The organism is Methylobacterium sp. J-001, from assembly GCF_022829565.1.
GTDB lineage: Bacteria > Pseudomonadota > Alphaproteobacteria > Rhizobiales > Beijerinckiaceae > Methylobacterium.
The window spans coordinates 296,780-319,569 of sequence record NZ_JAKSYN010000200.1 but is presented as its reverse complement, the minus strand read 5'-3'; the positions used below and the strand labels follow the sequence as shown (position 1 = coordinate 319,569).

The window sequence follows — 22,790 nt, the reverse complement described above, 5'->3', positions numbered from 1 at the left end:
CCGATGTCGAACCCGGAACCCGCCGTCACCCTCGGGAACCTGCGCGTCGCCTTCGGCAACGTGCAGGTCGTCGACGGCGTCGACCTCACCGTGGAGCGCGGGCAGGCGATGGCGCTCATCGGCGAGTCCGGCTCGGGCAAGAGCGTGACCCTGCGGGCGATCCTGCGGCTGTTCCACGAGGGGCGCAGCCGGATCGAGGGCACGATTCTGGCGGCCGGCCGGGACGTCCAGGCGCTGAGCAAGCGCCAGCTCGCCGATTTCCGCGGCGGCGACGTCTCGATGATCTTCCAGGAGCCGCTGCTGGCCTTCGATCCGGTCTACACGGTCGGCCAGCAGATCACCGAGGCGATCCACCGTCACGAGAAGATCTCGAAGGACGATGCCCGCAAGCGCGCGCTCGCCCTGTTCGAGCGGGTGCGGATCCCGAGCCCCGAGCGGCGGCTGGACAATTACCCGCACGAGATGTCGGGCGGCATGCGCCAGCGCGCGATGATCGCGCTCGCGCTCGCCTGCCGGCCGCAGGTGCTGCTGGCCGACGAGCCGACCACCGCCCTCGACGCGACGGTGCAGATCCAGGTGTTGCTGCTCCTGCGCGAGCTTCAGCGCGACCTCGGCCTGTCGATCATCATCGTGACTCACGATCTCGGCGCGGCCGTCGAGGTCGCAGACCGGATCGCCGTGATGTACGCGGGCAAGATCGTCGAGACCGGCACCGCGCATCAGGTCGTGCTCGATCCGCACCATCCCTACACGATCGGCCTGCTGCGCAGCCGGGCGGAAGGGGCCTTGGCGAAGGGCTCGCGGCTCCAGACCATCCCGGGCAGCCCGCCCGATCTCGCCAACCGGCCGCCCGGATGCCCGTTCGCGCCGCGCTGTTTTCTGGCCGAGGAGCAGTGCCGCCGGGAGATGCCGCCGGTGGCCGAGATCGCCTCCGGCCACAAGGTCGCCTGCTGGCGGACCGACGAGGCCGCGGCCGCCTACCGGGCCGGACCGACCCCGGTGCGCGCGGCGGAGCTGGTCACGGCCTGACCGGTATCGGGGATCGACGCATCCGCGCGAAGCCTTTATCCGGCTTCGCGCGGCTTTCAGGCGGACCACCGTGCGACCGGCCGCCCGAGCACCGCAATGAGCCAAACCTCCGCTGAGATCGTCCTGGTTCCCCGCGGGGAGGGCGGCCATTTCCTGCCGGCGGCGCTGGGCTGGATGGGAAAGCCGGTCACCGTCACGGCCCATCCGGGGGCGGCCAACCACATCCTCTGCCTGCCGGTTCTCGACTTCGTCCGGCTCGGCTTTCCGGAGGCGAACGGACGGCTCGACCTGCTGGAGCCCGGGGACGTCGAGAACCTGCGCTCCGGGCGGGCGGCCCTGCTCCTCGACCTGTCGAACGAGGGGCCCGGCCTCCATGCCCCGACCTTCGAGGCGCTCCACCGCAACCTCGAAGGCCTGGGGATCCCGCGGGACCGGGTCACCCTGGTCACCCAGAACCGGCTGCTACGGCTGGATTACGAGCGGCTCTACGGTGAGGGCCTGCGATTCTGGATCTTCGAGTTCTTCCCGCTCCAGGTCGCCCTCTGGCTCGACGAGGAAGCCGACCCGCGGCTCTTTCCCGAACACTTCCTCGACCGGACGGGCTACGCACCGTTCGCTCAAGACACAGGCCCGGCCCGCTTCCTCTGCCAGAACGCGGCCCTGCGTTGGCACCGGGTGCTGCTCTATCGCTGGTTCCAGCTCAACGGCCTGGACCGCGACGGCCTGATCTCGTTCCACGGCATCGGCGCGGACAACCCGAAGGCGGGCGGCATCGACGTGTTCCACGCGCCGCCGGAGATCGAGACCGCCTTCGGGCCGCTGCTGGCGGATGTCGGCACCTGGATCCCAAGGCAGGCGCGGCGCCTCGATACACCGGCGCCGGGCGGCGACATGGTCCTGACGGTCGATACCCAGGCCTATGCGGCGTCCGACCTGACCATCATTTCCGAGACTGACTTTTTCGAACTGGGCGTCGAGCGCATCACGGAAAAGTCGCTCAAGGCCGCGGCCATGGGGCTACCCTTCGTGACGATAGGCGCCCCCCGCGCCGTGGCGCTCCTGTCGGAACTGGGCTTCCACACCTTCGGCAGCCAGATCGACCATCAGTACGACCGGATCGCCGACCCGATCGCGCGCTTGCCGCTCGTGTTCCGGTCGATCGAGGCGGCCTGGGCCGATTGCAAGCGCGACCGCGCTGCCTGGCGCCGCCGGGCGCAGGCGCAGGCCGAGGCGAATGTGGCGCATGCCCGCCATGGGTTGCTCAAGCAACTCGACCGGGTGATGGTCGCGCCGCTGGTGGAGCGCCTGGCCCGATTCATGGAAACGGGCGCGCTCGTGCCCTGAGCCACGTTCCGCCGTGCCGCCCGTCATGCCCCGCGCGCCCTTCCGCTGCACCGCCTGCAACGGTGGCCACTATGTGCCGGTGCGGTTCTGCCCGTTCTGCGGCAGCGAGCAGGCGCGGCCGAAAGTCGAACCGCCGGCCCCGCCTCCACCAGCGCTGCCGACACCGCCTCCTCCACCGGTCGACATACCCTCGGAGCCCACGCCGCCAGCGGCAGCCGCACCCAAGGAAACGCCTCCGCTGCCGCCGGCCGAGCCGGATCCGGCGCCCCCGAGGCCGGTCTGGACGAAGCGCCCGCCCGCCCGGCGGCGCGGACGGCTGGTCCGCCTCCGTCAGGCCGCTCTCGCGCTTGTGGCCATAATCGGCCTTGCGGCTCTCGCGCTGACGCGTCGCGACGTCGTGCCGGCTCCGACGCGGGTCGCGGTCGGGCCGGCATGGACCGCGGTGGCACTGAGATCCTTCCGCACCGTCTCGCTTCTGCGGCTCACCGCAGACGGCGCGTTCAGCCTGCGCCTTGACGGTGAGCGGGTGCAGCGGGTCAGCCCGTCGAGCGGCGCGACCGTGCGCCCCAAGACCCTCAAGAGCCTGGAACTGCGTGCCGGACGCGGGCCTATCACCGTCACGCTGACGCCCCGGGGGGAATGACAGGGCGCGCGCGGCACCCGTTACCTGACCGCCCGCAGGATTTCGGCCATCCGCCGCACCGCCGGTTCGATCGCCCGCTCCTGTACCGCCGCATAACCGAGCAACAACCCCGGCTCCGGAGCGCCGACGTGGTAGGCCGAGAGCGCAACCGCCGAGATGCCCGCCCGACCAAGCTGCGCGACCGCCTCGGCATCGCCGAGCGTGTCCGGCCAGGCCGAACCGGGTCGAGCGATCAGGTGCATCCCGCCATCCATCGGAGCGATCCTCACCACGTCGGCGGCGTGGCGGCGGGCCGCCTCGACCAGAGTCTCCTGGCGCAGGGCATAGAGGCGGCGGGTCCGGCGCAGATGGCCCGCCAGGTGCCCATCCTCGATGAACCGGGCCAGCGCCCACTGGCCAATTCCAGGCGGGGCCGGACCGATCTCGGCGAGCGCCTGGTTCACCGGCGCCACGAGGCTCCGGGGCAGGACGAGGTAGCTGAGGCCGAGCGCGGGCAGCAGGAGCTTGGAGAAGCTGCCGACATAGATGACCCGCCCGCCGCGATCGAGCGTCCGCAGCGGCGCCAACGGACGCCCGGCATACCGATAGGCGCCGTCGTAATCGTCCTCGACGATCCAGCCCGAGGCGGTTTCCGCCCAGGCCAGGAGGTCCAGCCGATTCTCGAGGCTCATGGCATGGCCCAGCGGGTAGTGGTGGGCCGGCGTGACGACGGCGAGCCGTGCCCCCTGCAGCAACGGCCCAGCCTCGGCCACCGCGAGGCCCCCAGGGCCGACCGGGATCGGGACCGGGCGCAGGCCCGCGCTCGCCAGCGCCTGGGCGATCCCGGGAAAACCCGGCTCCTCGACGAGCGCGATTTCGCCGGGATCGAGCAGCAATTCGGCCAGCAGGCGCAGGCTCTGACGGATACCCGCCGTGACGATCACGTCCTCAGCCTCGCAGGCGACGCCCCGGACCTGAGCCAGATAGGCGGCAATGGCGGCCCGAAGCGCCGGCGAGCCGCGTGGATCAGGCCGTTCGGCTGGTCCGTGCCGCCACTCGGCCTGAAGCAGGCGTGCCCAGACGTCGTACGGGAAGGCGTCGAGCGCCGGGCGCCCGAGTGCGAAGGCGTCCGGCACGCCAGGCCCGGCCATGAACCGTCGGCCCGGAGCCGCTACGAAGCGGCCCCCCCGACGCGACAGGCTGGGAAGCGCCGTGCCGGTCGGTTGCGCCACCTGAATTTGGGGGAGGGTGTCGTCTGGAAGCATTGCGGCGACACGGGTCGCAGAACCGGATCGAGCCGTGAGGTAGCCCTCGGCGATGAGCTGCTCCAGGGCGAGGACGACCGTTCCCCGGGCACAGCCGAGATCGGTCGCCATCACCCGGGAGGACGGCAGCCGGGCCCCGCGCGGAAGGCGTCGGTCGAGGATCGCAACACGCAGCCCTTCGCGCAGCTGGGCGTGCAGCGGCGTTGGCGCAGTCGGATCGAGGCTGACAGGCAGCGGCAGCGGGCCCCGGGCCATGATGAAAACTGGTCCAGACGGAATTCGAAAATCGGACCTTTCGCCTGGTCCGCCCTACGGTCAAGCAGGAGGGCGCCTCAAGGACGGGTTCGATGTATCAACCGCCGCACTTCCGGGATGACACGCGCACTGCGCAGCATGGGCTGATCCGTGCCCTTCCGCTCGGCCTGCTGGTGACCGGCGGCCCGAAGGGCCTGATGGCCAACCCGGTGCCGTTCCTGCTGGACGAGGCCGGCTCGCAGGGCACCCTGCGTGCCCATCTCGCCCGCGCCAACCCGCAATGGCAGGCGCTGGCCGAAGCCGCCGAATGCCTCGTCGTGTTCCAGGGGCCGCAGGGCTATGTCACCCCCGCCTGGTACGCGAGCAAGCGCGAGCACGGTCGGGTGGTGCCGACCTGGAACTACGCCACGGTCCACGTCTGGGGCCGGCCGCGGGTGATCGAGGATACGGGTTGGCTGCGCCGCCAGATCGCCGACCTCACCAATCTGCGCGAGGCCCCGCGCGCCGCCCCCTGGGCGGTGGACGACGCGCCCGCGCCATTCGTAGCGGCGCAACTCCGGGCCATCGTCGGCATCGAGATCCCGATCACCCGAATCGAGGGGAAGTGGAAGATGAGCCAGAACAGGCCCGAGGCCGACCGCGCCGGCGTCATCGCCGGGATGCGGACGGAGGGTGAGACGATCCTCGCCGCGATGGTCGCCGACCGGAGTGGATCGTGAGCGTACGCGTCAACGATTTCGGCCAGCCGATCGGACCGGCCCTGCCGGACTGGACTCCGTGCCCCCGACCGCCACGGACGCCCCTGGAGGGCCGCACCTGCCGGATCGTACCGCTCGATGCTGTAGCCCACGCGGCCGGTCTGTTCGCCACCTACAGCGCGGCGTTGGATCGGCGCGGCTGGACCTATCTGCCCGACGAGATGCCCGAGAGCGAGGCCGCGTTCCGCAAACGGCTTGAAACCCGGGCGGCGAGCGAGGATCCGCTCTTCTATACGATCCTCGACCGGCGTAGCGGCTCGCCCCTGGGGGTCGCCTCCTACCTCCGGATCGACCCGGGCAACGGCGTCATCGAGGTCGGCCATCTGCATTTCGGCCCGAAGCTTCAGCGCTCGCCTGCATCGACCGAGGCGATGGCGCTGATGATGGCCCGCGCCTTCGATGAGCTCGGCTACCGCCGCTACGAGTGGAAATGCGACAGCCTCAACGCGCCGTCCCGGGCGGCAGCGCTCCGCCTGGGCTTCACCTTCGAAGGCGTCTTCCGGAACGCAGTCGTCGTGAAGGGCCGCTCCCGCGACACGGCATGGTTCTCGATCACCGACGCGGACTGGCTGCGGGCCAGAGCGGGCTTCGCGGCCTGGCTCGACCCGACGAATTTCGATGCGGAGGGGCGGCAGATCCGCGGGCTCGCGGATCTGCGCGCCGCGGTCGGCTGACGTCAGCGGCCGGCCAAGAAGGCCTCCGCGGTGCGCAAGCTCAGCGCCATGATAGTCAGGGCCGGATTGGCGGCGAGCGAGCTCGGGAAGGTCGAGCCGTCGCAGATCCAGAGATTGTCGATGTCGAAGCTGCGGCCGACCGGATCGACCACGGCGCTCGATCCGTCGCGCCCCATCCGGCAGGTGCCGATCGTATGGGCGACCCGTTCCAGCACCCAGATATCCTCGGCGCCGGCCGCCTGCCACAGGTCGCGCATGACCTTGGTGGCGTGGGCGTTGAGGCGCTCCTCGTTGGTACTGTAGCCGAAGCTGATCTGCGCCTTCCGCATTCCGCGCGCGTCGGTCTCGTCGGACAGGGTCAGCACGTTCGAGTCGCAGGGCAGCGTCTCGCCGTTGATGCCGATACCGGCGAGGTGGTTGTAGCCGTCGAGATAATCGAGAAGCTTCTGGCCCCACAGGCCGCGTCCGCGCGCCACCGCGTTGCCGAAGGTCAGCGGGACCACGCCGAGGCTCTGAATCAGGTAGCCGCCGGCGAAGTCGGCGCCGGCTCGGATGAAGTCCTCGGTGATCAGCGACGAGGGATAGCCGCGGTTCATGCGCACCTCGTTGGCAAAGGTGCCCCAAACCTGCGTGGCGACATGGCCCATGTAGTTGCGACCGACCTGATCGCTGGAATTGGCCAGTCCCAGATGCAGCAGCAGCCGGGGCGTCTCGACGGCACCGGCACAGAGGAACACCGCCCCACAGCGCTGGCGCCGCTCATGCCCGTCCTGGGTATAGACGACGGCGGTGACTCGGCCATCCGTGCCCCGCTCCAGCCCGTGGACGAAGGCCCCGGGCCGGATCTCCGCCCCGTGCGTGACGGCCAGGGGCAGATAGGTGACGTCCATGCTGGTCTTGGCGCCGTTGCGGCAGCCCTGGTGGCAATAGCCGCAATTGATGCAGGCGTTGCGCCGCGATCCATCCTCGGCTTCGAAGTCTCGTGAGACCACGGCCGCCGGGGCGTCGGCCCAGCGGATGCCCAAAGCATCGCAGGCACCGGCCATGATCTGCGCGGGGCCATTGCGTGGCACCGGCGGCAGGGGGTAGCGACGGCCGGGATCCCAGGGATACGATTGCGGTCCCGACACGCCGATGAAGCGCTCGACCCGCTCGTAGAACGGGGCCAACTCCTCATAGCTCAGGGGCCAGTCGACGCCTTCGCCGGTCTCGGTGTGGAGGCGCAGGTCGCGGGCATCGGCGCGGGGCACGAAGGCGCCCCAGTGGAGGGTCGAGCCACCGACGCCCGTGCCACTGTTGTTCGCGCCGAACGCCTCCGGGGTGGAGCCGCCGCTCAGGCGCTCCTCGGTCCAATAGATCTCGTCCGCCAGCGTCTCGTCGAAGGCGAAGCGTTCAGGGGTGAAGTTCGGCCCCGCCTCGAGGGCCACCACCTTCAGGCCGGCCGCGGCGAGCCGGGCGAGGAGCGGCGCGCCGCCCGCCCCCGTACCGACGATGACCGCGTCGACGGCCTCGTCCGTCCGATAGGTCCGCATCCCGTCGAGATTCATCGTACCGTCTCCCCGTGCGTCGGGCGCGGTTCCCAGGGTTCCGGCGCGTCGAGTCCAACCTTATGAAAGCCCGGCAAACCATCCGCGATCGGACCCGGCCGATCGCCACCGGCGCCGATTCCGGAAAAACCGACCCGGGCCAGAGCTGCCGGATGGGCGAGCCAGAGACGCACGGCATCGGCCCGCAGATCCTCGAACCAGAACCGCATCCGGTCGCCATCGAGGCGACCACCGAGCGTTTCGGGCACAGACAAGTCGCCGCGTTGAGCGAGGGTCAGCAGGGCATCCTGATCCCGCCCATCGAGGACAACGAAGGGCCGGCCGTAAGCGGCACGGGCTCCCGCGTCGAGGGTGCGCAAAGCAGCCCGATACGCTTCCGGGTCCGGCGGCAGAGCCACGAAGCGCCAGCCGTCACCGGCGCCGGATGCCAGGCGCTTGTCGAGCCGTGCGGCGATGTCCACGCCGGGCGCCGGCAGGACGCGGGCACAGGCGGTACGGAGGATCGCGAACTCCACGGGATCGAGGGCTTCCGGGCGGTAGGCCGGATCGTCGGGCTCTGCGCGCTCGTCCAGGGCCGCCCGAAGGCGGCTGTTGACCCGCTCCGATGCGATCAACGCGGCATAGCTCGGCGATATCGCAGCAGCCCGCGACGTGTCTCCCCGTGGACGGTCGCGAACGTGATCGTGCAGCGATGCGGCCAAGGCCTCGGGACGCTCCAACGGCAGGAGATGGCCGACGCCGTCGATCGTGACGATCCGATGATGGGCGAGATGCGGCGCCATCAGGGCCGTCTGCGCATCGACGCCGAGATCGGCATCCTCGGACCCGGCCAGGATCAGGGCCGGAGTCTGCAGGATCCCGATTCGGCGGCACAAATCTTCGTGCGAACCGGCTTCGAGCCAAGCCTTCCAGGCAGCCGGTGCAGCCTGCAGCACGTCGGCAACCACACGGGCTTCCGTCTCGGGATCGAGTGCATCGCCGACATTCGCACGCACAAAGGCTTTGGCCTCACGCAGGCGCGTGTCTGGATCCGCGTCGATCCAGGCGATCATCTTGGCGCGGCGATCATCGGGGATTGGCTCTGGACTGGGCGGCGAGCCGGAGATCAGGATCAAGTCGGTGAGCCCTTCCAAGCCGGGCTCGCCGTCCTCGGAACGGCGGGCAAGCGCCAGAGCGACCTTGGCGCCCATGCTGTGGCCGGCAATGGCGAAGCGTGCCGGGGCCCGCGCTCGGATTGCAGCCGCCACATGATCGGCCATCGCGTCGACGGAGAAACCCGTCACACCGGCAGCGTTGCCGAAGCCCGGCAAATCGATGGGCACGCAGACCGGCGTTTCGCCGAGGGCTTTGGAGAACGGCTCCCAGGTTCGGGCGCTACCGCCGAGAAAATGGAGGCTGAAGAGACGGTCAGGCGCAAGCATGGCCCGGACATCGCGCGGAATTGGAATGCTTCAAGCGTACGCGACGCCGCACGGCCCTGCTGGCGTCGGGGTGGCGCGGTGCCCACCGGCATGGGATCAAACAGCCGGAGCGTATCATGACGTCCGACATCGATCTGGCTTGGCGTGTCGAAGAGGCCTGCCTCAACGCCTGGCCCAGCCCACGCCAGCTTCTGGTCCACGGCTATCTCCTGCGCGCCGCGAGCGGCGGCTCGAAGCGGCAGAACTCCGTGAACCCTCTGCGCGGCAGCGGCGCTCCAGAGAAGGCGATCGCGGCCGGCCAAGCGCTCTACGCGTCCCTCGGTCGGCGGGCGATCTTCCGAGTGCCGGACATCGCGCCGCAGATGGAGCCACTCCTGGCGGGGGGCGATTACACCGTCGTCGACGAGACCTGCACGCTGTTTCGCGACCTCGCCGACCTGTCAGGTTCGCCGGATCCCGTGGTGAGACTCACACCGGCGCCAGATGTGGAATGGCTGGCGGTGCGCGACGCCGTGAACCGGGCCGACGCGGCCGCCGCGCAGGCGTTCCGCGATACGGTGGACGCCCTGATCCTGCCGCGGGCCTTTTCGGCGGCGCCCGCGGAGGGCCGGATCGGCGCCTTCGCGTTCGGGGTTCTCGACGATGATGTTTTGGTCATCGAATCGGTCGCCACGGTCGAACGTCTGCGCGGCCGCGGCCTTGGCAGACGCGCCGTGAGCGCCTTGCTCCACTGGGCCAAGAACCAGGGGGCCCGAGCAGCTTGCCTGCAGGTGGTGGCGGCGAACAGACCGGCGCGGGCGCTCTACAGGGGGCTGGGGTTCGAGCGGGAACTGTACCGGTATCACTACCGCGTTGGCCCGGACCCTCAGGAATGAGGTCGTCCGATTAGGCGTCGAAGAGCGAACCCTGCCGCGTCGCTGCGGCGGCACTCGCGGGCTTAGGCTTCCCCATCTCTGCACCGGATGACGAACGCGTACGCGTCGTACGCCGGGCCGGCTTGGCGGACACGGATGGGTCAGGAGTCCCATCCGGCACCGCATTGACGGTCCCGTCGGCGAATTGCAGGCTGAGGCGGCTGGCTGCTGCAGCCTCGGCGGCGTGGCGGACCGGCAGGCCGGCGGCATCGCGGACCAGGACATAACCACGCTCCAACACGGCGTGATAGCTGAGCGAGCCCAGGAGATGCGCGAGGCCTTCGAGCCGGTCGCGGCGGCGCTCGATGCCGCGCAGTCCGGCCTGGGTCAGGCGATCCGTCAGGGCAACGAGGCGGTCGGCCCGACGCGCCTGCAGCGCTCGCGCCCGCTCCAGGCTGGCATCCCGGGCGACGACGAGGCGGCGGCCGAGTTGGGCCAGGGCCTCGCCCTTGCGCTGAACGTCGTTGCGCAAGGCGGTCAGCGGACGGTGATCGATCCGGGCCAAGCGCGCCCGCGCATTAGCTAGAGCCACGTCCGGCGAGCGGCGAGCCATGCGGTCGAGAAGGAGCTGCAGCCGGGCGCGGTGCCGGCTGGCGCCGGCCGCGAGCGCCGGGGCAAGGCGCGCCTCGGCGAGGTCGAGACGCTGACGCTTGGCAGCGAGGATGGCGTCCGCGCTCGGCAGGGCGCGGGCCAGCGCACGCAGGTCGGACCGGTCGCGCTCGACCCGGCGCCCGATCGATCCGATCGCGCGGGCCGAGAGATCCGTCACCGTGGCGATCAGGTCGGCGCGCACCGGTACGGCCATCTCGGCGGCGCCCGTCGGCGTCGGGGCCCGCCGATCGGAGACGTAATCGATCAGCGTGGTGTCGGTCTCGTGCCCGACCGCCGAGATCAGCGGGATTACGCTCTCGAAGGCGGCGCGGACAACGCATTCCTCGTTGAAGGCCCACAGATCCTCGATGGAGCCGCCGCCCCGGGCAACGATCAGCACGTCCGGGCGTGGGACAACGCTGTTCGGCCCCAGCGCGTTGAAGCCCCGGATCGCGGCGGCGACCTCTTCAGCCGCGCCGTCGCCCTGGACACGCACCGGCCAGACCAGCACGGGACGCGGGAACCTGTCCTCCAGCCGGTGAAGGATGTCGCGGATCACCGCCCCGGTGGGCGAGGTGACGACACCGACAACGCGCGGCAGGTAGGGAATGGCGCGTTTGTGCTCCGGGGCGAACAGCCCTTCCGCGGCAAGCTGCTTCTTGCGCTCTTCCAGCAGGGCCATCCAGGCGCCGAGTCCCGCCGGCTCCAGGCTCTCGACCACGATTTGATACGAGGATTTGCCCGCGAAGGTGGTGATGCGGCCGGTAGCGACCACCTCCAGTCCCTCCTGCGGCTTCTGGCGCAAGCGCCCGAACACGCCCTTCCAGACGACGGCGTCGATCCGGGCCTGTCCGTCCTTCAGGGAGAAATAGGCGTGGCCTGAGCCGTGCTGCCCGCGATAGCCGGAGATCTCGCCGCGCAGGCGGACATGGCCGAACGCATCCTCCAAGGTCCGCTTGAGTGCGCCTGCCAGCTCGCCGACCGACCATTCGGGCTGGTTAGCGGTGAGCACGCTGGTCGGCGGGATATCCGCCGCAGGCGAGGCTGCGGGGCGCGGAGGCGGCACGAGGGGCATGGGCGGACGCTAGAGCAAGCGGTGGAAAAGTGGAAACCGCATTTCCGACTCGATCAAAACCGACACGGAAGAGCAGTGACGATCGCGCGGCACTTTTCCCCCGGCGTTCCGCCGGTCATCGAAAATCCGCCTCCCAATCGCGGCCACCATAGAAGATGCGCAGGATCACCACCCGGTGATCCTCGACCATGAAGGCAATCGTCACGCGCCGGCCGAAGCCCACAGTGCGCAGGCCCGGGCGGAGATCGCTGTGCAGAGTCCCACGCTCGGAACCAGATTCGAGCCGCTGACAGAAATCCCGGATGCTCTGCTCGTAACCCGATGCGATGGTGGGAGTGCTGGCTTTCGCGATGGTGTCGTAGATCCAATCGAGGTCATCACCGGCGGCGGGCGCGTACGTGATGCTCCGACGCTTCATTTGCCATCCCGCATCCGCGCTTCGTGACGCCGACGCATCCGCTCGGCCATGTCTTTCGACGACACCGCGCGTTCGGGATGGGCTTTCATCTCGTCGTACGTCGCAACCACCTCGTCGCGAAGCCAGCGCTCTACGGCGGCGTCACGCTCTTGCAGCGCGCGGAGACCGGCGCGCACCACCTCACTCGCGCTTGCGAACGCGCCGGCCTTGACCTGGGAGTCGATGAAGGCCGCCTGTTCGATGGGAAGGCTGAAGGTTCGCTTCTCGGTCGCAGCCATGCGGGGTCCAGCGTGTGGGCGGTATGAAATGATCATACCGCCGACGGGAACGACCGCAATGGCAGACCGGCGCTGATTCGTAGCGCCGAAACGTTCGACGGCTTGAGGGTCGGCGAAGAGCCTGTGCTGCGGCGGCGAAGCCGCGCGTTCTTACTCCACGGCCAGTTCGCGCGGGGCGTCCGAGATCGTGATGCGCGGCACGAACAGCGACAGCACGAGCGTCAGCAGCGCCACCGCGAAAACCGTCCAGAACGTGCCGTGCAGGGCGTGCTGCAGCCCGTCGCGGATCGCGTCGCCGCCGGCCCCGAGGCTGGCGGGATCGTCGAGGAGGCGCCGGAGCTGGCCGGGATCGACCGCCGGCCCGCTCGCCGGATGCACCAGCCGGTAGTTCAGCACGGCCCCCAACGCGGTGGCGCCCAGGGTCGAGCCGAGGTTGCGCGCGAAGATGTTCGAGGCGGTGGCGGCGCCGCGCTGCGCCCAGGCGACGCTGTCCTGGATGATCACGATGGCGGCGGTCGAGAGGAAACCCATGCCGAGTCCCATCACGATGGAGCCGCAGGCGGCCACGATCGGCGAGGTCTCGGAACCCAGGGCGACGAAGGCCGTGGCGCCGAGCGGCAACAGGGCCGCGCCGAACAGGAGCGTCGGGCGCAGGCCGAAGCGCACGAAGTTGCGCGCCGCCGTGGTGGCGCCGATCGGCCAGCCGAGCACCATCAGCGTCAGGGTCAGGCCGGCGATCAGCGGCGATTGCCGGAGCACGCCCTGGACGTACATCGGCAGGAACGCGGTCAGCCCGATCACGGTCATGCCGGAGAGCAGGGTGGCGGCGTTGGTGGTGGCGATCGGGCGCTGCATCCAAAGGCGAATGTCGAGCATCGGGTCGGCGGCCCGCCGCTCCTGCAGCACGAACAGGATGGCGGCCACCACGAAGCCGAGGGCCGGCCACAGGGCCGCAGCCGCCGAGGTGCCGGCCTCAGTCAGCGCCATCATCAGCGCCGCGATGGCCGTGGTGAACAAGGCGGCGCCAAGCGCGTCGATCGGCCGGCTGCGGCGCTCGACGCTCTCCCGCAGGTAGAGCAGGAACAGACCGGCCGCGACGACGCCCACGGGCAGGTTGATCCAGAAGATCCAAGGCCAGCTCAGATGGCCGATGATCAAGCCGCCGACGAGCGGGCCTGCCACCGACGAGATACCCCAGACGCTGGCGAGATAGCCCTGGACCTTGCCGCGCTCGCGGGCCGGGTAGAGGTCGCCGATCACCGTGAGGCTCACCGGCTGGATCGCCCCAGCTCCAACGCCCTGTACAAGCCGGAACAGGATCAGCGAGGGCATCGACCAGGCGAGCCCGCACAGCAGCGAGCCGGCCAGGAAAACCGCGATACCGAACAGCAGCACGGGGCGCCGGCCATAGAGATCGGACAGCTTGCCGAACACCACCGTGGTGGCCGTCTGGGTCAGCAGGAAGGAGCCGAAGACCCAGGCGTAGAGGTGGAGGTCGCCGAGCTGCCCAGCAATCTGCGGCATAGCAGTCGAGACGATCGTCGCCTCGATGGCGATCATGAACATCGCCGCCATCACCGCGGCGAGGACCAGCGGGCGGCGCGTCTCGGAGGGGCTCGGCATCCCTGCGGTCTAGGCCCGCAGCCGCCAGCGACCTAGCGTTGGAGATGTGCTCCCGCATGGCCCCGCTTCCGAGCCGTGCGGGAACGCACACGGGCGGCTACGCTTCGAGCTCCGCGTCAAGGTCGCGTCCGCGGGTCTCAGGCAACAGGAACGCCGCGATGGTCCCGACCAGGCTGAAGGCAGCGAGGTAATAGGCCGGGGCCAGCCGATCGCCGGTCGCGGCGATCAGCCAGTTGATCACGTAGTTGGTGCTGCCGCCGAAGATCGAGACCGAGAGCGCGTAGACGATCGACAGCCCAGCGCTGCGCACCGCTCTCGGCAACGCCTCCGGGATGCCGACGATCACCGCGGCGGCATTGATCGAGGACAGGGCCGAGAGCAGGAAGGTCACCGCATAGACGCTGGCGGCGCTCGGCGCGCTCACAACCCAGGCGAAAGCCGGCACAGCCAGGACCAGAATCAGGGCTCGCGGCCAGATCATCAGCGGGCGCCGGCCGAAGCGGTCCGCAAGCCAGCCACCCAGAAGCGGAAAGATCACCGAGGCGAGGCCCAGGGCGATCGGTACGGCGGTGGCGGCGGTCTCGCTAAGGCCCAGGGTCGCGCCGGCAAAAACCGGCATGTTGGTGCCTACGGCGTTCGACACGGTCGAGGCGGCAATGACCAGGAAGGTCAGACCCAGCAGGCGGCCGTGCTCGCGCAACAAGCGCTTGACCACAGCCAGCGTCGAGGGAGCCGCATGCGGGTCCTCTTCGGCGCCGGCGGTCTCCGGCAGATGGCTCCGGATCACGAGGCCCACCGGGACCACGCACAGGCCCAAGGCGAACATCACCCGCCAACCCCAGGCCGACATCGCCTGGTCGCCGACGATGAGCGCCAGGAGCGTTGCGACGATCCCGGCGACCAGGGCAGCGCAGCCCTGGCTGGCGATCTGCCAGCTGGTCACGAAGCCGCGCTTGGCTGGGGGCGCAGCCTCGAGAAGGTAAGCGGTCGACGGGCCGACCTCGCCGCCCAGCGCCAAACCCTGGATGAGGCGCCCGGCAATGACGATCACCTGCGCCCAGCCGCCGATGGCCGCGTAGGACGGGCAGGCGGCCAGCATCAGCATGCCCAGCGCCATCAGCGCGATGGTGATGAGCATTGCCGGCTTGCGTCCGGCCCGGTCCGCGAAGGCGCCGATCAACACGCCGCCGATCGGCCGCATCACGTAGCCGATGCCGAAGAGAGCCAACGACGCCAGGAGGCTGTGGGTCGGGTCGGTCGCCGGGAAGAACGCCTCGCCGATCGGCTTGGCGAAGAAGGCGTAGACGGTGAAATCGTAGAATTCGAGGGCGTTGCCCAGCACCACGGCACCGACCGCCTTGCGATCAAGGGTGGGATGCGGCGTGGCTCCGGCGGGAATCGTCGTCCTGGCATCCATCAGCGCGTCGGCTCCCCGGCGGGCGGATGCTTGGCGAGTCCGCCGGTCACCGGCTCGGCCCCGTCAGCGATGGCTTCGTCGTAGCCCGCAAGCCAGTGCGTGCGTGCCTCCGTACCCTCGGCATAAGGACAGGCCTCGCGTGCAAGGCCCTTCCCGGGGGCAGCGCGTCCGAGAGCGTGCGTGTCGAGATCGTTCGGGGGCGAATCCATGCGGGCGCAGTTCCTCGTGTGTCGCGTTTGGCGCGATGTAGGGCACCCACGCGCGCCGGCGCCTCAATGAAGCGTGGGATCCGCGTCCGGCGGCGGAGAAACGGCCTCGCTGAACGGGAATTCCAGCACAACCTCGCCCGCGGCATCGGTGACGATCAGGCAGGCGGTCAACAGTCGGGCCTGGTTTTGCGGATTGGCAAGGGCCGCGCGGATCGTGTTCTGGGCTTTCTCCCAGGCCTGATCCGGATCGCGCAGTTCGCACCCGGTCGGATCGGTGATCGTGTCCGCACCGATTTGCGTGTGGAAGAAGTAGCGCGGCATGGCCGTCGTCCCCGGGGTCGCGCGCTCCTGCGAAGAGCGCATTCTCCAAATGGGGATCGGGACGGCTCAGGTCAGCACCGGGGTGTCCACCGGACCGGTCAGGAAGATCCATCCGTTACGATGCCGTGCGCGGTGCTCAGCCGTTGGCGGCTTGCGCCATGGGGGCCGAAGGGACCGGTCGGAGGGTGTGAACGGTGGCGGAAGCCGTCCCCGTGCGATGGAGCTTCTCCATCGCCATCAGCGGACGCAACTCGGGCTCGGCGAAATCCATCAGTCGGGCGTTGCGCCAGCGCGGCTTTCCGGCGCCGCGGCCGAACCAGCGCGGGCGTACCTCTTCGACGAGCAGCACGAGCCGGCCCGTCCAAGATTTGCGGAACCAGAAGCGCCCCGTCAGAGCCATCGTCCCATCCCCAGAAACGGACGCCGACCGACGCAGTCGAGCGCGCCGATACGGCCCCGCGATCGGCACTTCCAATATCGGATTTGGCCGCAGAAGTACCGATACATCTCGCTGGCGCACCGCAGATCGACCGATATCCACCGGTCGAGTTAGGTCGTAGGCAGCACTCAGCGCGCGAGGTGACGGAGCACCAGACCGACCACGAGGAGCCAGACGAGGCCTGATATCAGGTAGACGAAGCCACGCAGCAGCAGGGCTTCAAGGGCCCGGTGCGTGGAGCCCTGTTCGGCGGGTCCGATCCTGCGTTCGGCAGGCCGCGGCACCGGCTCGCTCACGTCGGCGGAAGACGCACCGAGGTAGCGCGTCAGGCTCTCCGGCAGGGGGCGTTCGTCAGTCTGCACGGGCACGCGATTCGTCGCCTCCGTCTGCGCGCGGCAAGAGAGCGCTTGCGGGTGAATCACAGAAGGACGCGTGATACTGATCACCGGCTCCGGCGGCACCGCCCGCCCTCGGTGTCCGGTCATGTCCCTGCCTCCTGTCCTGATCACAGGCGTCGCCGGATTCATCGGTAACGCACTCGCGCTGCGCTACCTCGAGGCGGGCCGAAGGGTCGTGGGCCTCGACAATCTCAATGCCTATTACGATGTCGGCCTGAAGGAGGCGCGGCTTCGACGCCTCCAACCGTTCGAAGGTTTCGGCTTCGAGCTCCTCGATCTGACCGATGGGCCCGGGCTCGACGCACTGTTCCGCCGCCAGGGTTTCCGCACCGTCATCCACCTCGCCGCACAGGCCGGTGTGCGTCACTCGTTGACGAATCCGCACGCCTACGCGTCGAGCAATCTCGTCGGCTTCCTCAACATCCTGGAAGCGTGCCGGCACGGCGGCATCGAGCACCTGCTCTATGCCTCCTCCAGCTCGGTCTACGGCGCAGTCACCGCCATGCCGTTCTCGATCCATCAGAACGTCGACCACCCGGTAAGCCTCTACGCGGCAACCAAGAAGGCCAACGAGCTGATGGCGCACAGCTACAGCCATCTCTACCGGCTGCCGACCACGGGCTTGCGCTTCTTCACCGTGTACGGGCCCTGGGGTCGGCCCGACATGGCAATGTCTCTGTTCACGCGCGCCATCCTGGCCGGCGAGCCGATCCGGGTGTTCAACGAAGGCCGGATGCGCCGGGATTTCACTTATATCGACGACATCGTCGCAGGGATCGTCGCCCTCGCGGAGAAGCCGGCCGCGCCGAACCCTACCTGGAGCGGCGCCGAACCTGATCCCGGCACCAGCGCGGCGCCCTACCGGGTCTACAACATCGGCAACAACGAGCCGGTGGAGCTGATGCGCATGATCGCGCTCCTCGAGGACTCGCTCGGACGGAAGGCCGAGACGATCCTGCTGCCGATGCAGCCGGGCGACGTGCCGGCGACCTACGCAGATATCGACGACCTGGCACGCGACACCGGGTTCCGGCCGGCAACCCCGCTGACGCTCGGGATCGAGCGCTTCGTCGCGTGGTATCGAACCTATCACGGCCTCTGAGCGCGCCGCCGATAGCCGAGGACGGCTGCGATCCCGACGAAGACCGCGAGCCCCGTCCACATCCCGCCCGCGCCGAGTTTCTCGACGACAACCCCAAGACGCTCCGGTTCGTCGAGAACCGCGATAGCCAGAGCGACGAGGCCGCAGAGCGTGACGAAGATCGCCAGCGTGCGAAAGGTCATCGTGGGCGCTCCGCTCCCGACACCGCCATAGACGCGATCCCCCGGCCAGCCGGTTCGACCTGCTTATGGCGTCACCGGCGTGATCCGCAAACGGACGGCATCGCAAGCTGGCTTCGCCTCCGAGCTTGTCCCCAACGCTCCAGCTTCCATCCGCCGCAGGCAGCTCAGCACGCGGCCACGTGTTGAGGGTCTGGTCGGCCCACGCAAACAGCGGAACGGCGGCTCTCGGGAGGCTAGGCCGTTGCACCATCTGCGTGTAATCATTTAGAGCTGTTCCAGGCAGGCAAGCTCTGCTCTAAACGCTGCCGCGCTAGCGGTCATAAGGAGGAAATCCATGCGTTCTTTCGTTTTCGGCGCCGTTCTTGCCGCCCTGATCCCGCTCTCGGCGCAGGCCCAGGAGGCTGGTGATGCGGCGGCAGGCGAGAAGGCGTTCGCCCCCTGCAAGGCGTGCCACAACTTCCAGAAGAACGGCGTGGGCCCGGATCTGAAGGGCGTCGTCGGGCGCAAGGCCGGCACCTACGAGGGCTACAACTACTCGGCCGCGCTGAAGAATTCCGGCCTCACCTGGGACGAGGCCACGCTTCACGAGTGGCTGAAGAACCCGAAGGCCAAGGTGCCTGGCACCAAGATGATCTTCCAGGGCTACCCGGACGACAAGAAGATCAACGACGTGATCGCCTACCTCAAGACGCAGTCCTAAGCGCGCGCGCCATCGCGCACTTGAAGCTGGGGGCATCCGCGCAGCCGCGCGGGTGCCCTTATGCGTTGTGAAACAGCGCGACGAAGCCGCGTTCGCACTACTCGGGGATCAGGCCGGCCTGCAGGCCGAGCCGCAGGGTGACGAGGTCGTTCAGCAGGTCCTTACGGCCCTGCATGTTGAGCCCGGTCCGATCGCCGGCCTCGTCGGGCACGCAGGCGAGCACGTCGCGCAGCGATTGTCCTGCAGCCGTCAGGAAGATGCTGACCTGCCGCTCATCAGCTCGGTCGCGGGCTCGCCGCACGCGACCCGAGGCTTCCAGACGCTTGAGCAGCGGAGTCAGGGTACCGGAATCGAGGAACAGGCGATTGCCGATCTCCTTGACCGACAGGCCATCCTCTTCCCACAACACCAGCAGGACAAGATATTGTGGATAGGTCAGCTCGTAGCGGCCGAGAAGAGTTCGGTAGGCGCGGCCGAACGCGTGCGCGGCGGCATAGACCGCGAAGCACAGCTGGTTGTCGAGGCGCTGCCGATCCCGTGGCGACGACTGGTCGACGCTCGCATGACCCGCTTGGTTCGGCTCAGCGCCGCTCTGCGAAGCAGTCGGGCCTGACATCGGATAAACTCTCTCTGGTAAAGGCGACCTATCGTACCGGTATGCCGACGGGCCACTCTTAGTCAGTTCGTCAAACCTGTACAATTCGCGGGGACAGGCGGCGTGCCACAGATCGCGTGCGGCGTTCAGCCATCCATAAGCGGGTGCAGGTCTCGTACCATCGCCTTCAGGCGTTCATCGAGGACGTGCGTGTAGATCTGCGTCGTCGAGATGTCGGCGTGGCCGAGCAATTCCTGGACGATGCGCAGATCGGCCCCGTTCTGCAGGAGATGACTGGCGAAGGCATGGCGCAGCACGTGCGGGCTCACGCGGTCTGCGCGCAATCCGGCGGCGACAGCCACAGCCTTCAGGTCACGGGCGAAGGCCTGCCGGGTCAGGTGGCCGCTGTCGCTGTCGGCTGGGAACAGCCAGGGGGATTCCTCCGGCACGGCCGCCAAGTGGGCGGTCATCGCGGCCCGGGACGCCTCGGTCAGCGGGACGAGGCGCTCGCGGCCGCCCTTACCCTTGATGAACAGGTAGCGCTCGCTCGTGGTGCCGGCGGCGCGCGGCAGGGCGACGAGTTCCGAGACGCGCAATCCCGTCGCGTAGAGAAGCTCGAGCAGGCAGACCATCCGGCGTGCGCGCCGCGCCGGCCCCGCCTCCTTGTCGGCCGCAGCCGCATGCGCAGTGGCCAGCAGCCCGTCGACCTCGGCGATCGACAACACCTTCGGCAAGGTCCGGCCCCGGCGCGGTCCGGAAACCGCGACGCTCGGATCGGCCTCGGCATAGCCCTCGGCGTAGAGAAACTTGTGGAAGCCGCGCACGCAGGACAGGCGCCGTGCGGCCGAAGACGCCATGAGACCGCGGGTCTCCAGATCGGCCACGAACGCCCGAAGGCTGTGCGTATCGGCCTCTTCGAGCGGGATACCTGCGCGATCCAGATAGGCCAGATAATCGTCGAGGTCGCGCTTGTAGGCTGCCAGCGTGTTGGCGCCTGCCCCGCGCTCGGCCGCCAGCATGTCGAGATAGGCGGCGACCTCCGGAGAGGGGGGCTGGGCCGGACTCCCTGCCGCCGCCGCGCTCAACGGTTGCCCGGCTGGAGCTTCGAAGCCGGGATGGTCACGATCATCTCCCGAGGGGTCGGCACCACGAAATTCGCCAGCGCGAACATCGCAGCGAAGACAAGACCGGCCAGGATCGCGAGGGTGGCGAAGAAACGGAACAGGGTCGGCACGTCGGTCGAACCTCGGGCAGACGAGCGCAGTCGGCGGGGAGGGGAGCGCGCGGAAAGCCACCCCCAGGATGTCGCGAGAGATCGGTTTCCACCACGCGATCGCGGCGCTGACAAGGCCCGCAAGGACACAGCGATGCGTTTCGCAGGCCGCTTGAATCGCGCTAAGAGCCTGGCACAGGATTGGAAGCCCCCGGCGAGGCGCGTACGGGGCGGCCGATAGGGAGCCGGAGACGCCGCGACCATGCGATGCTGCCGTCGATGAACGAAGAGGATGTCGGTGAACCGATCGAGGCGCGCCTGCGCCGGGCGCTGGGCCTGCGCTCGATCGTGCTCGTCGGCTTGATGGGAGCGGGCAAGAGCACGGTCGGCCGGCGCCTCGCCAGCCGGCTCGGTCTGATCTTCAAGGATGCCGACAGCGAGATCGAGGCGGCGGCCGGCCTGACCATCCCCGACATCTTCGCTATCTACGGCGAGCCGAGCTTCCGGGACGGCGAAGAACGGGTGATCTCGCGCCTGCTGCGGGCCGGCCCCCTCGTGCTGGCGACCGGCGGCGGTGCCTATCTGCGCGCGGCGACCCGGGATCGGATCAAGGAATCCGCCATCTCGGTCTGGCTCAAGGCCGATCTCGACGTCCTGATGCGGCGGGTGCGCAAGCGCGGAAACCGCCCTCTGCTCCTCACCGAGGATCCCGAGGCGACGATGCGCGACCTCATGGCGATCCGTCACCCGGTCTACGCGGCGGCCGACGTGGTGGTGATCTCCCGGGAGGTGTCGCACGACCGGGTCGTTCAGGACGTGCTGGAGGCGCTGGACGTCCACCTGAATGGCGGAAGCCCGAACTCCATCGCCGCCCAGTGACCTTGCAGTGAGTCTGTCCGTGACCGAGCCCTCGCCCCATCCGGTTCCCCTGACGGTCCACGTCCCGCTCGATGCCGGCCGCGCCTACGACATCCTGATCGGCCGCGGCCTCATCGAAACCGCCGGTGGGCAGATGGTCGCCCTCGGTGCCAGGCGGGCGGCGATCGTCACCGACGAGAACGTCGCGGCGCTGTATGCCGATCGCCTGCGGGACAGCCTGGAGCGCGCCGGCTTCAATGCCGGCGTGGTGACGGTGGCGCCCGGCGAGGCCTCGAAATCTTATGCTGGCTACGCTCAGGTCTGCGATGGCCTGCTGGCGCTGAAAGTCGAGCGCGGCGACCTGGTGGTTGCATTGGGCGGTGGCGTGGTCGGGGACCTCGCGGGGTTCGCGGCTGCGACCCTGCGGCGGGGCGTGCGCTTCGTGCAGGTCCCGACCAGCCTGCTCGCACAGGTCGATTCCTCGGTGGGCGGCAAGACCGGGATCAACGCCCCACTCGGCAAGAACCTGATCGGCGCCTTCCATCAGCCCCGCCTCGTCCTGGCCGACACGGCGGCGCTCGACACGCTGTCCGAACGCGAGATGCGCGCGGGCTACGCCGAAGTCGCCAAATACGGACTGATTTCCGATGCCGGCTTCTTCGATTGGTGTGAGGCGAACTGGCGGGGGATCTTTTCCGGCGGGCCGGAGCGCGAGGAAGCAGTGGCGTCCTGCTGCCGCGCCAAAGCGGCCGTTGTCACCCGTGATGAGCGGGAAGACGGCGAGCGTGCCTTGCTCAACCTCGGCCACACCTTCGGGCATGCCCTGGAGCGACTGACCGGCTACGACTCGGCCCGGCTGGTGCACGGGGAGGGGGTCGCGATCGGCACGGCCCTGGCCTTCCGGTTCTCGGCCCGGCTGGGTCTCTGTTCCGGACAGGATGCAGGCCGCGTCGCCAACCACCTCGCTCTCGCGGGACTTCCGACCCGGCTCCAGGCGGTTCCGGGCGGTTGCGGCGACGCCGACGCCCTCCTCGACGCGATGGCCCAGGACAAGAAAGTCCGCGACGGGGCCCTGACCTTCATCCTCGCCCGCGGCATCGGCCAAAGCTTCATCGCCCCCGGCATCGACCGGGGCGAGGTGCGGGCGTTCCTGCAGGACGAACTGGACGCCGATCCGCGCCCCTGATCGCGCCATCGGCCTTGCCTTGCGCCGGTCGGACCGCTATGAGCCTGCCACGTCCGGGACGGCGCGAACCGTCACGGAGGTCTGGCTCGGACCGTCCTTATCGGCGCTCGGGACAGACGTTCAAGATCGGTACGCCGATCTTGCCGGTTGCCGGTGTAGCTCAGTGGTAGAGCAGCGCTTTCGTAAAGCGAAGGTCGGGGGTTCAAATCCCTCCTCCGGCACCATTTTGTCTGACGGACAGCGCTAGCGCGTCCGATCATTCCCGAGTTCGGGTACTGGCGAGAGATCCCCGGGAGACGTCCCATTGGAACGTCACCGTGCTTGGCACCTCCCACGGAACCTGACGGCCTGTCCTG

26 protein-coding genes and 1 tRNA gene are annotated in these 22,790 nt (G+C 69.1%); 11 read left to right on the top strand and 16 right to left on the bottom strand.

Annotation, left to right across the window (positions count from 1 at the left end; translation table 11 throughout):
- The first annotated feature begins 3 nt into the window (after nt 1-3).
- The 3 genes from MKK65_RS25875 (at nt 4) to MKK65_RS25865 (ending at nt 3,016) form a co-directional block, all read left to right on the top strand.
- Nucleotides 4-1,029: an ABC transporter ATP-binding protein gene (locus tag MKK65_RS25875; RefSeq protein WP_243961016.1), complete on the top strand. Its 1,026-nt coding sequence runs from the start codon at nt 4-6 to the stop codon at nt 1,027-1,029.
- 96 nt (nt 1,030-1,125) lie between these two features.
- Nucleotides 1,126-2,373, top strand: a complete 1,248-nt coding sequence (locus MKK65_RS25870) for a hypothetical protein (protein ID WP_243960880.1) — start codon at nt 1,126-1,128, stop codon at nt 2,371-2,373.
- A 442-nt stretch (nt 2,374-2,815) separates the two neighbouring features.
- Complete coding sequence (locus MKK65_RS25865) at nt 2,816-3,016, top strand: hypothetical protein (protein ID WP_152997379.1); 201 nt, start codon at nt 2,816-2,818, stop codon at nt 3,014-3,016.
- Nucleotides 3,017-3,036: 20 nt separating this feature from the next.
- Here MKK65_RS25865 and MKK65_RS25860 read toward each other — a convergent pair whose 3' ends face one another.
- A complete protein-coding gene (locus MKK65_RS25860; protein WP_243960879.1) occupies nt 3,037-4,515 on the bottom strand; it encodes a PLP-dependent aminotransferase family protein in 1,479 nt (492 codons plus the stop codon).
- Nucleotides 4,516-4,607: 92 nt separating this feature from the next.
- Here MKK65_RS25860 and MKK65_RS25855 point away from each other — a divergent pair, with 92 nt between their 5' ends.
- Together MKK65_RS25855 and MKK65_RS25850 are read left to right on the top strand one after the other, a co-directional pair.
- Nucleotides 4,608-5,234, top strand: a complete 627-nt coding sequence (locus MKK65_RS25855; protein ID WP_243960878.1) for an FMN-binding negative transcriptional regulator — start codon at nt 4,608-4,610, stop codon at nt 5,232-5,234.
- Entirely contained in the window at nt 5,231-5,947 is a 717-nt protein-coding gene (locus tag MKK65_RS25850) for a GNAT family N-acetyltransferase (protein WP_243960877.1), read from the top strand. Before MKK65_RS25855 ends, MKK65_RS25850 begins: the two co-directional genes overlap by 4 nt.
- A gap of 2 nt (nt 5,948-5,949) precedes the next feature.
- Here the strand turns inward: MKK65_RS25850 and MKK65_RS25845 are convergent, their stop codons facing one another.
- On the bottom strand, nt 5,950-7,494 hold the full coding sequence (locus MKK65_RS25845) for a GMC family oxidoreductase (RefSeq protein ID WP_243960876.1): 1,545 nt from the start codon (nt 7,492-7,494) through the stop codon (nt 5,950-5,952).
- A complete protein-coding gene (locus MKK65_RS25840; RefSeq protein WP_243960875.1) occupies nt 7,491-8,915 on the bottom strand; it encodes an alpha/beta hydrolase in 1,425 nt (474 codons plus the stop codon). Before MKK65_RS25840 ends, MKK65_RS25845 begins: the two co-directional genes overlap by 4 nt.
- 116 nt (nt 8,916-9,031) lie before the next feature.
- Here MKK65_RS25840 and MKK65_RS25835 point away from each other — a divergent pair, with 116 nt between their 5' ends.
- Nucleotides 9,032-9,790 (top strand): GNAT family N-acetyltransferase, encoded by a 759-nt coding sequence (locus MKK65_RS25835; protein WP_243960874.1) that lies wholly within the window; start codon nt 9,032-9,034, stop codon nt 9,788-9,790.
- Nucleotides 9,791-9,800: 10 nt separating this feature from the next.
- Here the strand turns inward: MKK65_RS25835 and xseA are convergent, their stop codons facing one another.
- The 9 genes from xseA to MKK65_RS25790 all read right to left on the bottom strand — a co-directional run bounded on the left by xseA (nt 9,801) and on the right by MKK65_RS25790 (nt 16,568).
- Nucleotides 9,801-11,495 (bottom strand): exodeoxyribonuclease VII large subunit, encoded by a 1,695-nt coding sequence (gene xseA, locus MKK65_RS25830; RefSeq protein ID WP_243960873.1) that lies wholly within the window; start codon nt 11,493-11,495, stop codon nt 9,801-9,803.
- 115 nt (nt 11,496-11,610) lie between these two features.
- Nucleotides 11,611-11,913 (bottom strand): type II toxin-antitoxin system RelE/ParE family toxin, encoded by a 303-nt coding sequence (locus tag MKK65_RS25825; protein WP_243960872.1) that lies wholly within the window; start codon nt 11,911-11,913, stop codon nt 11,611-11,613.
- On the bottom strand, nt 11,910-12,191 hold the full coding sequence (locus MKK65_RS25820; protein WP_243960870.1) for a type II toxin-antitoxin system ParD family antitoxin: 282 nt from the start codon (nt 12,189-12,191) through the stop codon (nt 11,910-11,912). Before MKK65_RS25820 ends, MKK65_RS25825 begins: the two co-directional genes overlap by 4 nt.
- A gap of 150 nt (nt 12,192-12,341) precedes the next feature.
- Entirely contained in the window at nt 12,342-13,814 is a 1,473-nt protein-coding gene (locus MKK65_RS25815) for an MDR family MFS transporter (protein WP_243960868.1), read from the bottom strand.
- A 97-nt stretch (nt 13,815-13,911) separates the two neighbouring features.
- Entirely contained in the window at nt 13,912-15,231 is a 1,320-nt protein-coding gene (locus tag MKK65_RS25810; protein WP_058190524.1) for an MFS transporter, read from the bottom strand.
- Nucleotides 15,231-15,440 (bottom strand): Rmf/CrpP family protein, encoded by a 210-nt coding sequence (locus MKK65_RS25805; protein ID WP_058190525.1) that lies wholly within the window; start codon nt 15,438-15,440, stop codon nt 15,231-15,233. Before MKK65_RS25805 ends, MKK65_RS25810 begins: the two co-directional genes overlap by 1 nt.
- 63 nt (nt 15,441-15,503) lie before the next feature.
- Nucleotides 15,504-15,761 (bottom strand): DUF6894 family protein, encoded by a 258-nt coding sequence (locus MKK65_RS25800; RefSeq protein WP_243960866.1) that lies wholly within the window; start codon nt 15,759-15,761, stop codon nt 15,504-15,506.
- Nucleotides 15,762-15,897: 136 nt separating this feature from the next.
- Entirely contained in the window at nt 15,898-16,161 is a 264-nt protein-coding gene (locus MKK65_RS25795; RefSeq protein ID WP_243960865.1) for a hypothetical protein, read from the bottom strand.
- A 167-nt stretch (nt 16,162-16,328) separates the two neighbouring features.
- Nucleotides 16,329-16,568, bottom strand: a complete 240-nt coding sequence (locus tag MKK65_RS25790; RefSeq protein ID WP_243960863.1) for a hypothetical protein — start codon at nt 16,566-16,568, stop codon at nt 16,329-16,331.
- Between the two features lie 115 nt (nt 16,569-16,683).
- On the opposite strand from MKK65_RS25790, the gene MKK65_RS25785 reads away from it, so the two are divergent.
- A complete protein-coding gene (locus MKK65_RS25785; protein WP_243960862.1) occupies nt 16,684-17,700 on the top strand; it encodes an NAD-dependent epimerase in 1,017 nt (338 codons plus the stop codon).
- On the opposite strand, the gene MKK65_RS25780 is transcribed toward MKK65_RS25785, so the two are convergent.
- Nucleotides 17,688-17,882 carry a hypothetical protein gene (locus MKK65_RS25780; protein ID WP_058190527.1) on the bottom strand — a complete coding sequence of 65 codons (195 nt, stop codon included), beginning with the start codon at nt 17,880-17,882 and terminating at the stop codon, nt 17,688-17,690. The two genes, MKK65_RS25785 and MKK65_RS25780, sit on opposite strands and share 13 nt — an antisense overlap.
- A gap of 334 nt (nt 17,883-18,216) precedes the next feature.
- Here MKK65_RS25780 and MKK65_RS25775 point away from each other — a divergent pair, with 334 nt between their 5' ends.
- On the top strand, nt 18,217-18,582 hold the full coding sequence (locus MKK65_RS25775) for a c-type cytochrome (protein ID WP_243960861.1): 366 nt from the start codon (nt 18,217-18,219) through the stop codon (nt 18,580-18,582).
- Between the two features lie 97 nt (nt 18,583-18,679).
- On the opposite strand, the gene MKK65_RS25770 is transcribed toward MKK65_RS25775, so the two are convergent.
- From MKK65_RS25770 to MKK65_RS25760, 3 genes are all read right to left on the bottom strand, one after another.
- A complete protein-coding gene (locus tag MKK65_RS25770; protein ID WP_243960860.1) occupies nt 18,680-19,198 on the bottom strand; it encodes a MarR family winged helix-turn-helix transcriptional regulator in 519 nt (172 codons plus the stop codon).
- Nucleotides 19,199-19,323: 125 nt separating this feature from the next.
- A complete protein-coding gene (locus MKK65_RS25765; protein ID WP_279596952.1) occupies nt 19,324-20,262 on the bottom strand; it encodes a site-specific tyrosine recombinase XerD in 939 nt (312 codons plus the stop codon).
- Nucleotides 20,259-20,411, bottom strand: coding sequence for a hypothetical protein (locus tag MKK65_RS25760; RefSeq protein ID WP_058190531.1), 153 nt, complete (start codon nt 20,409-20,411; stop codon nt 20,259-20,261). Before MKK65_RS25760 ends, MKK65_RS25765 begins: the two co-directional genes overlap by 4 nt.
- Nucleotides 20,412-20,657: 246 nt before the next feature.
- Here MKK65_RS25760 and MKK65_RS25755 point away from each other — a divergent pair, with 246 nt between their 5' ends.
- The 3 genes from MKK65_RS25755 to MKK65_RS25745 all read left to right on the top strand — a co-directional run bounded on the left by MKK65_RS25755 (nt 20,658) and on the right by MKK65_RS25745 (nt 22,658).
- Nucleotides 20,658-21,269 carry a shikimate kinase gene (locus MKK65_RS25755; RefSeq protein WP_082643104.1) on the top strand — a complete coding sequence of 204 codons (612 nt, stop codon included), beginning with the start codon at nt 20,658-20,660 and terminating at the stop codon, nt 21,267-21,269.
- A gap of 19 nt (nt 21,270-21,288) precedes the next feature.
- Nucleotides 21,289-22,434: a 3-dehydroquinate synthase gene (gene aroB, locus MKK65_RS25750; protein ID WP_243960859.1), complete on the top strand. Its 1,146-nt coding sequence runs from the start codon at nt 21,289-21,291 to the stop codon at nt 22,432-22,434.
- A 149-nt stretch (nt 22,435-22,583) separates the two neighbouring features.
- Nucleotides 22,584-22,658: transfer RNA gene (locus MKK65_RS25745), tRNA-Thr, on the top strand.
- Nucleotides 22,659-22,790: the final 132 nt, after the last annotated feature.